The following is a 13,522-nucleotide window of genomic DNA, read 5'->3' on the forward strand; positions in this document are numbered from 1 at the left end:
GCTGCATGACTTTTGCAACTCCTACAAAAAAAACGCCGGGCGTCGTCGCTCCGGGAAGCTCTGATGTTGAAACGTTTAAAGACGATAGTGATTATCTTCGCGGTTCATTAGTCGAGAGTTTTGCGAATCCGTTAACAGGGGCAATCACCGAAGCGGATACCCAACTGATTAAATTTCACGGTGCCTATCAGCAAGATGACCGTGACCAACGTCTGCGTCGTCAGGAAAAGAAACTAGAGCCAGCCTACTCATTCATGATTCGCATGCGTATGCCCGGTGGTGAGTTAACGGCTGATCAGTGGAAGAAGATTGATGAGATCAGCAATACCTACGGGAATGAAACCATCAAGCTGAGTAGTCGTCAGGCAGTGCAGTTTCACGGGATCATCAAGTTTGACCTGAAGAAAAGTATTCAGATGATGGATGAAGCATTACTGGATAGTATCGCAGGTTGCGGTGATGTTAACCGAAATGTGATGTGTACACCGGACCCTTCATTGTCAAAGGCGAACGAAGAAGTCTATGCATACGCTAAGACAATCAGTGAACATCTGATGCCATCAAGTCGCGCCTATCATGAGATTTGGCTGGATGAGGGCAAGGGTGAAGGGCGTGAGTTAGTAATAGGTGGCGAAGAAGAAATTGAGCCGCTGTATGGTAAACACTACCTGCCACGCAAATTCAAAATCGGTATTGCGATCCCTCCGTACAATGACAGTGACGTTTACATTAATGACATCGGCCTGATCGCCATTGTTGAGAATGATAAGCTACTAGGCTTCAATGTGGCTGTTGGTGGTGGCTTAGGCATGACCTTCGGCCGGGATGACACGATGCCAAGACTGGCGAGTGAAATCGGCTTTTGTACACCTGATCAGGTCTTGGATGTGTGTGCTGAAATCATGATGATACAGCGTGACTACGGTAACCGGCAGGACCGCAAGCTTTCTCGCTTCAAATACACGATTGATAAGTATGGTCTGGAGTGGTTTAGTGAAGAGCTACACAATCGCCTGGGTTATAGCTTAGACGCTGTACGCCCCGCGGTATTTACCACAACAGCTGATCAATATGGCTGGCACAAAGATCGTCATGGTAAATGGCATTTATTGCTTCACGTTGAGCATGGCCGTATTCGTGACACTAAGCAGCTTCAGCAAAAGACTGCTCTATTGCAGATTGCGGAAAAGAATCTGTGTGGATTCCGCTTAACGGCGAATCAGAACATGCTGCTGCACGGCATCAAAACGGCAGATAAGAAAAAGATTGAGAAGATTCTGGAGCAAAACGGCCAGTATGCAGACGGACGTGAGTTATCCGGTATGCGCCGCAACTCGATCGCTTGTGTGTCGATGAATACGTGTCCATTGGGTATGGCTGAGGCAGAACGCTACTTGCCGACACTAATCACCAAACTTGAGCCGATTCTGGAGAAGCATGGTTTATTGCAGGATGAGATTAAAATCAGGATGACGGGCTGCCCGAATGGTTGTGGTCGCTCTGTGATGGCTGAGATTGGTCTGATTGGTAAATCATTGGGTCGTTACAATATGTATTTGGGTGGTGACCACCAAGGTCTACGTTTGAATACGCTGTATCGTGAGAATATCGATGAGGCAACGATTCTGGAGCTACTTGATGGATTGTTTGAAGATTATGCGGCGAATCGTGAGGCTAGCGAATCATTCGGTGACTTTGCTATCCGACAAGCTTGGGTTGCACCCACCGAAAACAGAATAGGCTACTTCAGTCTGGCAAGTTAAGCCGAGTCTGACTCGCTATTCTCAGCATAAAAAATGCCCTCTTAAGTGATCTTAATGAGGGCATAGTTGTATCTGCCACCAAAGGTTATTGCTAACATAAGTGCGCCAGATATCTTAGTCGCTTTAAACGATTGGCATTCCCGAATAAAAGCGATGCGTCATAAATAAGACTAAGTAAACCACAACAGTAATCACCACCAGAATACCTTCACGTTTAAATCCTGCGACTTCTGCTGGCTTAACCCACGTGCCGTCACGGCGATTAATTGTGATTTGGTTCAGAATCGCCCAGATGGTCAGGCCACCAAACAGGATCAACGAGCGGATATCACCGTTTGCCAGTAAGTGACCGATTCCCCAGACCATGACGCCAGTTAGCATCGGGTGACGGATATACTGCTTGATGCGTGAAATTCCTTTTGAGCTACCCGCGCCCAATAGCAAAATAGCGATCAGCATCGTCAGCATATGCAGGTGGCGACCCCAGGCAGGTGAGTTGTAAACTGGCTCAGGGATAGTAGTTTTCCAACCTATCACCATAAGAAGAATGCTGAATACGATGAGTAGCGCGTAAATACCCTGATATTTACTACCCAGTCTTTCTACCATCACTTCACGGCGTTGAGGAAATACACTTGGGTATAAATGTACACAACTCCAAAGTAACACACCGATAATTAATAAAGTCATACATTGTGCTCCGGGGAATACGGTTAAGACTTTATATGATATAGGATGATTGAATCAGCGAGTAGTATTAGTGCCGATAAAACTCAATCCCATTTTGCAAGAGACAAACAGAGATACCTCGTGTCCAGCTAATTGTGTACACTCGCGGTTTATTGCGGTATAAGTGTTTAATAAATTGACTAAAAATAATATAGATAGTTTGGGGAAAAGCCTGTGAAACAAACGGCAAACGAGTTAATGCTGTCGGCCTTCGGTGGTGAATATGTTGCTGGAAAAACTTTGAAGCGTGGATTGTTAATGCTGCTGATAATGACGTTAGCAGCCTGTAGTATTCCAAAGAGGAGTGATACCAACAATGCCGCTGACACCAAAAATGCTGTTGGTGACAAGCTCGAATACTTTGCTGATTGGCCTTCAATCAAGAGCAAAATTCCTCAGGATGACAAAACAGAACAAGCAATCCGTGACATAGTTAATCTCATGACACTGGAAGAAAAAGTCGGGCAAATGATTCAGCCTAACCTAACCCAAGTCACTCCTGCTGAGGCGAAACAATACAAACTGGGTTCCTTGTTAAATGGTGGTGGCGCGTGGCCAAATAAAAACAAACGCTCCAGCGCAAAAGATTGGGTGGCAGAAGCCGATAAGTATTGGCTGGCATTGGATGATGCGTATAAAGGTCAGTCATTCAGAATCCCGTTTATGTGGGCGACCGATGCAGTTCACGGACATAACAATGTGTTCGGGGCGACAGTATTTCCTCATAATATCGGCTTAGGCGCTGCGAACGACCCCAAGCTTATCTATCGTATTGGTCAGGCAACTGCAAAAGAGGTGGCGGCAACCGGCTTGGACTGGACCTTTGCCCCAACGGTTGCAGCACCCAGAAGTTATCGTTGGGGACGTGTCTATGAAGGCTATTCGGAAGACCCTGAAATCATCTTCAACTATGCCGGAAAAATGGTTGAAGGCTTACAAGGCGACAGCGCAGGCCTTAAAACAGACAAGCAAGTCATATCAACAGTGAAACATTGGGTCGGCGATGGTGGCACAAAATACGGTAAAGACCGTGGCGCTACGTATGCGACTGAAGAGCAATTAATCAATCTACACGCAACGGGTTACTTCTCAGGTTTGAAAGCGGGTGCCCAGGTAGTGATGAGTTCATTCAACTCCTGGCATAATGACCTGAACTACGCACCGGTGGATGGTAAAAAATACAATAAGAAAATCCATGGCAGCAAATACTTAATCACGGATGTGCTAAAAGAAAAAATGGGTTTTGACGGTATTGTCGTGACTGACTGGAACGGTCAATCAGAAATCAGCGGTTGTAGCGCTGCGAACTGTCCTGCCGCTGTTAATGCAGGTAACGATGTTATTATGGTCACTGCCAATAAAGACTGGAAAGCGTTTTATAAAAATGTCATCGATCAGGTCAACACAGGTGTCATTCCTATGGATCGAATCGATGATGCGGTGACGCGTATTCTCAGAGTGAAAAAACGCGCTGGTCTTTGGGAAAAGCCAAAGCCCTCATTGCGTTCCCTTGCAGCTAAACAGAATGTGCTGGGTGCGCCGGAACATCGCAAACTGGCCAGAGAAGCAGTTCGTAAATCGTTGGTCTTACTCAAGCATCAGGATAATGTACTGCCACTAAAAGCGACTCAAAAGATTTATCTGGCAGGTAGTGCGGCTGATAGTCTGGAAAAACAAACAGGCGGCTGGACATTAACTTGGCAGGGTAAAGATAACTCCATTGATGATTTTCCCGGTGCTTCAACCATGAAGTCAGCTCTGACTAAGCAGATTGGTGCAGAGCATATTATTACAGATATCTCAAAAGCAGATAGTGACACGGTGGCTCTCATCGCCATAGGTGAAGAGCCTTATGCAGAGTTCACGGGCGACATTAAAGACCACCAAACGTTGGGCTTTGCTGATCTGAAAACCGCTTATGCAAAAGATCTCAAGGCGATTCGTGATGCTAAAGCGTTGGGCATGAAAGTGGTCACGGTGTTTTTCTCAGGCCGCCCGATGTACATCAATGAAGAAATCAATTTGTCGGATGCGGTGATTGCAGCGTGGTTACCGGGCACCGAAGCAGGCGGTATCACAGACGTACTTTACAGAGTGAATAATCATGATTTCACTGGCCGTTTAGCTTACAGCTGGCCTAATACCAAGTGCTCAACGGCTATTAACCGACAGCCTAATAACATTCCTAACTATGTGACACCTCGCTTCGAGCAGAGTATTGACGGCGAGCACAAACCACTTTTTCCCTATGGTTATGGTCTTTCTTATGGCGCAATTAATCAGAATCAGGACTTGAATAGTCTAATCCTTGATGATCGCAATTATGGTTGCCGTCAAAAAAGTACAGCAGCTGCCGAACTGCCGTTGGAAGTGTTTGGTAAAGCGTCGGGCGGTGAGTTCCAATTGCGTATTTCAGGCGCTAAAAATAACTGGCAGGCAATTCCAGTGCCTGCAGAAGCCAACCCGGTTGATCAGGGTGAGGTCTCAGTCACACCGATTAATTACAAAGGTCAGTATGACGCGGCCAGTGTTAAGTTTGCAGGTGGCAAAGGTGCTCAGGTTTATGTGCAATACGAAAATGAAAAAGGGCAGGACAACCTCGCTTATCTAAAAGCGGATGCCACGCTGCAATTTGACATTCGGATGATTGAGCAGCCAGATCAACCTCTGCAGCTGGCTCAGCATTGTGTTTATCCTTGCCGTGCAGGTTTTGAGATTAATAAACATCTGCCAAAAGTATCGCAGAGCTGGAAAACCATCAAACTGCCATTGAAATGCTTTGCCGCTAATGGGATGAATTTCGCAGCGATGAACACGCCCTTACTATTTTTTACCAAGGGTAAAGCAGCGTTTGATTTAGGCAACATCAGGCTAGTGCCAAGGCGGGTTGATGCTGCCAAAGAGGCGCTGAGTTGCAGTGTGTTAGGTGGTAAATGATCTCTGGCGGCAGTTGGTTTAAAAAACCGATGCTGCCGCAATACCGCTATAACAATGCGACTGTTTACTCTGTAAACGACTCCATACCAAATCGAATACGGAGCACCGTAGTGATAGCACAAAGTGCAGCAAAGCCATAAGCAAACACACTAAACCATTCCGGCCAGATGCACATCAGTGCAAACACAATAATCGTTTCAGTGGCCTCCGTCAGGCCACCGAGATAATAAAAGCTTTTATTGGGATAGTCGGTACTACTCATTTCACGTTTGGCAGCAATGACCGCAAAGGCCAGAAAGCTGCAGCCCGTGCCAATAAAGGCGTAAATCAGTACGGCAGCTGCCAGCGCATTTTGTTCTGGGTTAGCCAGCGCAAAGCCCAAAGGCACAGAGGAATAAAACAAAAAATCCAGCACAATATCCAAAAAACCACCACTGTCAGTGGGGGTAGTCATACGCGCTAAGGTGCCATCTAATCCATCCAGTAATCGATTCAGTATAATAAACACTAGCGCCAACAAGGGTAGATCTAACAGGAGTGCGGGAAGCGCGCACATACCCACCACAAACCCGGCTATAGTGACATGATTAGCACTGATCTTGCGGGCTAACAACGCGGAAGTTAATGTATGTAGTAGCGTGCGCGTTTTATCTAATACCTTGCGATCAAGCATGACTCGGCTCAGCTGCGTGCAGTTCTAATACCTTGCCACCGGCTGGAATATCCTCAGCGTCGTGCGTGACGAGTAGCGTTGGAATCTTGCGCGCTTGCACCCGGTCATACACAAACTGGCGAAATTGCTGACGCAGGGTGGTATCGAGTTTCGAAAATGGCTCGTCCATCAGTAATGCCTGAGGCTCTGCAATCAGTGCCCGTAATAAGCTCACCCGAGCACGCTGCCCCCCGGATAAGGTGGCAGGATCACGATGATAAAAGTCCTTTAGTCCGGCACTGTTTAGGACGGTCTCAATCGCATCGCGCCTGGCCGCTTTGCCTTTGGTGGCAGCGGGTAGAGCATAAGCTAAGTTGTCACCAACACTAAAGTGAGGAAATAACAAATCTTCCTGAAACAAAATACCGATGCGACGCTCCTCCGTTGCCAAGGTGTCGATTCGGGTGTTACCCAGCCAGCCTTCGCCATTCACCTCAAACATCGGTTGTGATGCCCCAATCAACCAGTTCAGCACAGTAGATTTTCCGGCACCTGACACACCCATTAATGTCATGATCTCACCAGGTTCGATATTAAAGGTTAGTGGACCAAGTAATGGACTGCCGTCTTTGCGGGCGATACTGAGGTGTTTAACGCTAAGTGTGTTCATTACTGTTATTTCAGTCCTTGACGGTTTCGGCTGTACCAGGCAGTTAATAAAATGGCCAACATAAAGGCACAAAGTGGCAAGGCGGTTTGTAAGATGCTCTGAACCGCTAACACGCGACGGTTGCTACCGGCACTGAGTGCTACAGCTTCGGTCGTCACTGTGGCAAAGCGCCCGCCACCGGAGAATAAGGTTGGCAAATACTGAGCAACGCTCACGGCAAATCCAACCGACATGGCTGCTAAAATTGGCTTCATCAGCATAGGCCATTTGATTCGTAGGCAAGCATTCAGATGACTATGCCCAAGTGCTTGTGCTGTGCACAGGTAGCGATTATCAAAGTTATAATATGGGCCGACCAGTACTAATACCATATAGGGGAATGTCCAGGTCAGGTGGCTCCAGATCACACCAATCGCAGTGCTGTCTAAATTCAGGTGCAGTAGTACATGATATTGAGCAGCGGCAATGGGTAGAGAGGGCAAAATCAGGGGCGCATATAGCCAACCGTGGTGCTTGCGTGATCCCCACTCTAACCATGCTAACGTGAGCGGCAAAGAGATCATCACCGTCGCCATACCAATCCATAGCGCGGTGAGCATCGGACCAAAATCAGCACTGTTCCAGCTTTTCAGACTCAGCGAGTTGGGCCACAGATTTGGGAAAAACCATCCACCTGCCACCGACCACAATACAAGTATGGCTAAGGCTAACCAGCCGGGAATAAATACCGGAATGCCAGAAACTGCGCGGGTTTTAAAGATTCTGCCGGGCTTACGGATACCGGTTGGATCGCGGTAAAGACGTTTTATCCACCACCACAAAGCCCGTGCAAGTACGATTAATAGCCCTAATAAAATCATCAGACACAGTGCCGCTGCGCTGCCTTTGGCTTGCGTCATCGCATCAGGATCAGTAAGCCATTGCCAACTTATGACTGCTAATGTTGGTGGTGTTGACGGTCCCAGAATGACAGCCATGTCAACAACGGACAAACTATAGGCGAGAACGGCAACCAGTGGCCAACCCATGCGTGGCAGTAGCTGAGGCAATAGCGCGCTAATCCACACTTGCCTGCGCGAATAACCCAGGCTATTGGCCAGTGTGATCTGTCGGGAGATCGCCTGTTCACCCAGTAGCGTCGCCATAATCCACAACAAGAACCACGTCTCTTTAATCGCCATGGTAATGGTTAGACTGATGGCATACGGGTCGCGAATACTCACCCACTGAGGTGGACTGGACCACTCCAGTAGGTTGGCCAAACCACGCGCCAACCAACCGGATGGTGCAATTAAGAAGGCAATGCCGATGGCAAACGCAATGTGTGGAAATGCCAGAAAAATGGGTAACTGGCGTTGTGCAAGTGCCCAGCCTTTGCCGGGATACAGCCAGATCGCGATCAGACTAGCGGCCATTAAGCTCAGTAAGGTTGAGCCAATCGCCGAACTCAGCGTGCTGATCAGCGCTCTGGCAAATTGGCCGTCAGTCACCAATGCATGCCAGACATCCATATTGAATGCTGGCCACAGTACCCAGAGTAGTCCGGGTACGATGGGGAGTAAGGTCAGGCATACCCCAGCGATTGCTAACAGCCGTGCAACAGAAATTTTTGAAGTTTCAGTCTTGGGCTTATTAGCGGGTGTCAGGGCGATGCTGCTTACTGGCTGCCGTAACGTTTCAGCCATTCTGCTTCCAGTGCTTCAACCCACGTCGCGTGAGGTTCTGATAAGGTTAAAACGGCTTCACTTAATCCACCAGGAGCACGCTTGTTAAATACCGCTTGTTGTTCTTTCGTCAGCTTTTCAGCATCCAGTACGGAAGGGTCACCCCAGATGGTGATATCCGCTTTGCGCACCTGTGCTTCTGGTGATAACAAGAAATTAGCAAATACCTGTGCGCCTTGCTTTGCTTTAGCATTAAAGGGAATGGCGACAAAGTGAACATTACCAATGGTGCCTTTAGTGAAACCAAAACTGTACGCACTCGGTGGCAACTGCTCTTTGGCAACCAAGTTAGCCCCTTCATTTGGATTAAATGTTAATGATAGTTTTAATTCGCCATCGGCAAGTTTTTGATGCATTTCAGCATTGTTCGCCGGGAAGGCTTTACCCTCGCGCCATGCCACGGGGTGTAACTTGTCTAAATACTCCCACAATGGCTTGCTCACTTCAGCGAAACTGTCTGCATCAACAGGCTCTGCCAGTAGCGCTGGCGTCTCGATCAACTCACTCAATAACTGCTTGAGAAATGTCGTGCCGTGAAAATTAGGCGGTTTTGGGTAACTAACGCGACCCGGATTGTCAGTTGCAAATTCTAATAACTCCATAGCAGAGCGGGGTGGTTCAGCAACGGTATTTTTATCAGCGATAAAGGTTAACTGTGCGGTACCCCACGGAGCTTCCAGGCCATCGGTTGTTTCAGAGAAATCTTTGCGCACCGGCTTTTTAGTATCGACGTATTGCCAGCTTGGCAATGACTCCGCCCAGGGACCAAACAATAAACCATTGGTTTTGAGAGCACGAAAGTTCTCTCCGTTTACCCACATCATATCGACCGAGCCACCGGTGTTACGACCTGCTTCTTTTTCAGTTTTGATACGCTTGACGACTTCGCCGGCATCGGTGATTTTTACCAGTTCAACGTTTACATCGTAGCGTTTTTTTACTTCAGCACTGGCCCATTCGATGTAGCCATTAATATTTTCACTACCGCCCCAAGCGTTAAAGTAAACCGTTTGGCCTTTAGCCTCTGCCTCAATGGCATCCCATTTTTCATCGGCAATCGCTGTGTGTGTCAAAGCTGTGCCGGCAATAGCTAAAACTGCGGCTGCGAGTAAGCGTTTCTTCATAATTGATCCTGCTGGTATTTTAGTAAAAATCTTTTTATTCAGGGCGGAATAGTCGCCAGTTGAGAACTGCTATGCAATACGATGAAGTGCCCGTTTCGGATGCGCGGGTAATTTTAATTGTTATCACGCGATTACCTGCCCCTGTTCATGTATGAATACTACGCAAGGAAACAGGCATGGGTCAAAGTTATTTTTTCACCTGAGCTTTACTCATAACAGAGTGTTAGACAAGTGATAGGCGCGATTGGTTTTGGGAAGGGAAATTTGATTCAAGGTGGGAGTAGCGATTACTCCCACCGTCGATAGATACCAGAGACTGTATAGTTGTGGTCTATGACTTTTGTGATGAGGATAACGACTGAACAATATAAGCTAATATTGTCATGCCAACCGCTCCGGCCACAGCAATTAAAATCAAAACAATGACGTCAATGGGGCCGCCAATATCCGCAAAGTTTGAGCTTGTAATAAAGAACACGAACGCAATACCAATTGCCGCGCCAACCGGTGCCCATAGCTCGGCCCTGACTAGGCGTTTGGCTTCGATTTTATTATCCCGAATAATCACATAAATAAACAAGAAAGCGATAATGGTGCAGGCGATAACTAGTCCCCAGAACAGATGACGCCCGAACATTTCTTCAAATACCGCTAGCAGCGTCGATAAGGTTAATTCATTCATTATTCAGTGCTCCTTATGCCTTGCCGCGTAGCATGGCGTTGTAAGTTGCTTTCAGGGCGACTTCTTTCATTAGCCAGGAAATCCACAATTCTTCAAGCGGTGCAATCACACCGGGGAATGACGGGGTCAGATTATTCTTATAATCAAACTCCACCAACATGGCGCGACCGACACGGGTAATCAGCGGGCAGGAGGTGTAGCCGTTGTAACTCTCATTACTTTGTTTGCCTTCGATATCTGCAATCAGGTGTGCCATCGCTACCGGCACTTGCCATTTGACCGATGCGGCAGTTTTGCCTTTGGGTACACCTGCGATATCACCCACTGAGAATACATCCGGATAACGCGGATGGCGTAAGCTGTGTTTATCAGCCTCGACCCAGCCCTGATCTGTCCATTTATCCGCCCAAGGCAGGGGAGAATTGCGAATCACATCCGGTGCGCGCATCGGGGGAATCACATTGATAAAGTCATACTCCATTTCCTGATCACCCTGAGGCGTGGCGAATGTGGCGATGCCTTTGCCCGGCACATTTCATTTCTGTCGCAGGGCGCGTAAACAGACCAACACCACCAGTATCGGTGAATTTATCCATCGCCTGCCAGGTTTTGGCGGCATGTTCAGGGCTTGCATAGACTGCGCCCAGACCATTGTTACCCACCATATCTAGATCGAAACCTTCGATACTGTCCCAGTCCAGTTTCAAACCGGTGGCTACGACTAAGTAGTCGTAAGGCACTTTTGTGCCTGAGGCGGTTGTGACTGACTTTCCATCCGGATCAATTTCAGCGGCTGCTTCTTGTATCAACTCTGCACCGTCGGGTAACCAATACTTAGTGTCACTAACAGAGTAATCAGCAGGCTTCAGACCTGCAGCAATGAGGGTAAATCCCGGCTGATAATAATGCTGTTTACGCCCATCAATCAGGATGATTTTTGCACCCTCTAAGTTGTCACTCAAACGGTTCGCCATGGCTGTCCCTGCAGCCCCGGCGCCAAGAATAACTATCCGGGCAGATGTTTTGACACGTGTGGCATTAGCGGTGAGACTAAGGCCAGATAAGGAGAGTGCTGTTGCACCCGCCGATAAACCAAGAAACTGACGTCTATTGATCATGCTTTTTTACTCCTGCTGAAGTGTTGCATTTGAGCAGGCATTTATCCCGCTAATGAATCGGCGCAAGTGTGAGTTGTTGCAGAAATGAGGTCATTGATTTTTATCAAAAAAATATTTTAGTGAATCAATGTGTAATCTGGCGGTGGCACGATTAATCGTGTGATAAGGCAATAGCTTATTAAAGATAAGTAATATCGATTTTTTTAAAAATCATGTGCTAGGGTCGATAGAAGGGGAGATTTTAATTTTCAATAACCTGAAAGAGAAAATTCACTATGAACAAACCTGCTGAAATTCAAATTCCACAAGAAGCGTTTGATTGGTACGACGAATATGCGCATGGCGGTATTGATCGCCGCACATTTCTGGATCGACTGGGCAAACTAGCTGTTGCCGGACTGACTATGAGTGTTGTGTCCAGCGCCTTAATGCCTAATTACGCGCTCGCAGAGCAAGTGTCATTTAATGATGCTGATATCACCGCAAGCTATGAAACATTTGATTCACCGAAGGGGTTAGGCACTGGCCGTGGTTACATGGTTAAGCCGAAAAACCTTGAAGGTACAGCACCGGTGGTGTTGGTTGTTCATGAAAACCGTGGTCTTAATCCCTATATTAAAGATGTGGCCCGTCGTTTAGCAAAACAGAGCTTTGTCGCCTTTGCGCCGGACATTCTGCATTCACTGGGTGGCTATCCCGGTAATGATGATGAAGGCCGTGCTATGCAAAAGACATTAGACAAGGCAAAGGTAGAAGAAGATTTTAAAGCAGCTGCAAACTTCCTGAAAAAGCATGAGCTAAGCTCTGGAAAGTTAGGTGTGGTGGGTTTCTGCTTCGGTGGCTATGTTAGTAATATGCTGGCCGCTTCGTTACCGGATGTGATCGATGCAGCAGTTCCGTTCTATGGTACGCCACCGGCTTCTGCACTGATTCCAAACATTAAAGCGCCATTGATGATTCAGTTAGGTGAGTTGGATAAGCGTGTCAATGCGACGTGGCCTGACTATGAGGCTGCACTGAAAGAAAATAATGTCGACTATCAAATGTTTATGTATGAAGGCGCCAACCACGGCTTCCATAATGACTCGACGGCTCGTTATGATGAGAAAAATGCTGAGCTTGCCTGGAACAGAACCATTGAGTTCTTTAAGAAACACCTGAGTTAATTACCATATCTGTGAGACAAGGGAAGAAGCCGGAAGCGGCTTTTTCCCTTACCTGAAAGACTAGAATTCCTTTTCGATGCGAAACGGCTCATGAGGAGGATGCCCGTTATTCCTGCGCCAAAATAGCGGCCCGCCCAGCTTTAACCACAACGGTGCGGCCAGAATCATTCCAACGATAAAGCCACCAGTATGCGCCCAATACGCCACGCCACCACCTTCCGTAGACTCGGTAAAACTGCCGAATAACTGCAGTGCCATCCACATGCCCAACACGATAAAAGCCGGCAATGTAATTAAGCGGAAGATAATGACAATGGTAAAAAACACGTCAACCTTAGCCTTAGGATAAAGCAGTAAATACGCGCCCAACACTCCCGCAATCGCACCGGATGCTCCCACTGTTGGAATCATCGAGTCAGCATCTGACAGGATATGAATCGCATCAGCACCCAAGCCCGAAGCAAGGTAAAACAGCAGGAACATGAGGTGTCCCATGGCGTCTTCAATATTGTCACCAAATATCCATAAGAACAGCATATTGCTGATCAGATGCATATAACCGCCGTGTAAAAACATGGAGGTTATGGCGGTGTAGTATTCTGTGCCAGTAGTGATTTCACCGGGAACCATAGCCCAGGTATCGAAGAAAGCTGCGAGCGCGAAGTCATTGTTTAAGAGCGGGATGTAGCTGAGAAACACAGCGACGTTGATGGCGATGAGTGCCCATGTCACATAAGGGCGATTGCGCGATGGGTTGTGGTCTCTGATTGGAAATAGCATGCTTGCCTTTTTGTTATGGTAGCTGGCGACATTGTAGCGTTATTTTGGAGTCTGTAATTCTGTAACGAATCTACTCATCATATTTCGGTTGGCAGCTATGACGTTTACAGTAGAGAGAGAAAAAGTATCGTTTACCATAGTGATACTATGTTAGTTGCCAGGGCAATCGCTTGAAAG

Annotated in this window: 12 protein-coding genes; 3 read left to right on the forward strand and 9 right to left on the reverse strand. The window is 47.4% G+C overall.

All coding sequences use genetic code 11. The annotated features are described in order from the left end of the window. The first annotated feature begins 5 nt into the window (after positions 1–5). Complete coding sequence (locus DKW60_RS17120) at positions 6–1,763, forward strand: NADPH-dependent assimilatory sulfite reductase hemoprotein subunit (protein WP_109838885.1); 1,758 nt, start codon at positions 6–8, stop codon at positions 1,761–1,763. Between the two features lie 123 nt (positions 1,764–1,886). On the opposite strand, the gene DKW60_RS17125 is transcribed toward DKW60_RS17120, so the two are convergent. After that, a complete protein-coding gene (locus DKW60_RS17125; protein ID WP_109838886.1) occupies positions 1,887–2,453 on the reverse strand; it encodes an NnrU family protein in 567 nt (188 codons plus the stop codon). A gap of 213 nt (positions 2,454–2,666) precedes the next feature. Between DKW60_RS17125 and DKW60_RS17130 the strand changes: the two genes are divergently transcribed. Continuing rightward, positions 2,667–5,429 (forward strand): glycoside hydrolase family 3 protein, encoded by a 2,763-nt coding sequence (locus tag DKW60_RS17130; RefSeq protein ID WP_245929725.1) that lies wholly within the window; start codon positions 2,667–2,669, stop codon positions 5,427–5,429. Between the two features lie 64 nt (positions 5,430–5,493). Here DKW60_RS17130 and DKW60_RS17135 read toward each other — a convergent pair whose 3' ends face one another. The 7 genes from DKW60_RS17135 to DKW60_RS24110 form a co-directional block, all read right to left on the reverse strand. Further along, positions 5,494–6,102, reverse strand: a complete 609-nt coding sequence (locus tag DKW60_RS17135; RefSeq protein ID WP_109838887.1) for a CDP-alcohol phosphatidyltransferase family protein — start codon at positions 6,100–6,102, stop codon at positions 5,494–5,496. Further along, on the reverse strand, positions 6,095–6,751 hold the full coding sequence (locus tag DKW60_RS17140; protein WP_109838888.1) for an ATP-binding cassette domain-containing protein: 657 nt from the start codon (positions 6,749–6,751) through the stop codon (positions 6,095–6,097). Before DKW60_RS17140 ends, DKW60_RS17135 begins: the two co-directional genes overlap by 8 nt. Before the next feature lie 5 nt (positions 6,752–6,756). Then, the gene (locus DKW60_RS17145; protein ID WP_109838889.1) at positions 6,757–8,436 is read right to left on the reverse strand and encodes an ABC transporter permease; all 1,680 of its coding nucleotides are present in this window, start codon (positions 8,434–8,436) and stop codon (positions 6,757–6,759) included. Further along, positions 8,409–9,599: an ABC transporter substrate-binding protein gene (locus DKW60_RS17150; RefSeq protein ID WP_109838890.1), complete on the reverse strand. Its 1,191-nt coding sequence runs from the start codon at positions 9,597–9,599 to the stop codon at positions 8,409–8,411. The genes DKW60_RS17145 and DKW60_RS17150 overlap by 28 nt, the downstream gene beginning before the upstream one ends. A 331-nt stretch (positions 9,600–9,930) precedes the next feature. Further along, positions 9,931–10,281 (reverse strand): DUF5368 domain-containing protein, encoded by a 351-nt coding sequence (locus DKW60_RS17155; protein ID WP_109838891.1) that lies wholly within the window; start codon positions 10,279–10,281, stop codon positions 9,931–9,933. Between the two features lie 13 nt (positions 10,282–10,294). Then, entirely contained in the window at positions 10,295–10,813 is a 519-nt protein-coding gene (locus DKW60_RS24105) for an NAD(P)/FAD-dependent oxidoreductase (RefSeq protein ID WP_219988806.1), read from the reverse strand. Then, a complete protein-coding gene (locus DKW60_RS24110) occupies positions 10,770–11,399 on the reverse strand; it encodes an NAD(P)/FAD-dependent oxidoreductase (RefSeq protein WP_219988807.1) in 630 nt (209 codons plus the stop codon). The genes DKW60_RS24105 and DKW60_RS24110 overlap by 44 nt, the downstream gene beginning before the upstream one ends. Before the next feature lie 275 nt (positions 11,400–11,674). Here DKW60_RS24110 and DKW60_RS17165 point away from each other — a divergent pair, with 275 nt between their 5' ends. Continuing rightward, positions 11,675–12,565, forward strand: coding sequence for a dienelactone hydrolase family protein (locus tag DKW60_RS17165; protein WP_109838892.1), 891 nt, complete (start codon positions 11,675–11,677; stop codon positions 12,563–12,565). A 60-nt stretch (positions 12,566–12,625) separates the two neighbouring features. Here DKW60_RS17165 and DKW60_RS17170 read toward each other — a convergent pair whose 3' ends face one another. After that, the gene (locus DKW60_RS17170) at positions 12,626–13,345 is read right to left on the reverse strand and encodes a rhomboid family intramembrane serine protease (RefSeq protein WP_109838893.1); all 720 of its coding nucleotides are present in this window, start codon (positions 13,343–13,345) and stop codon (positions 12,626–12,628) included. Positions 13,346–13,522: the final 177 nt, after the last annotated feature.

Source organism: Leucothrix pacifica, assembly GCF_003172875.1.
GTDB lineage: Bacteria > Pseudomonadota > Gammaproteobacteria > Thiotrichales > Thiotrichaceae > Leucothrix > Leucothrix pacifica.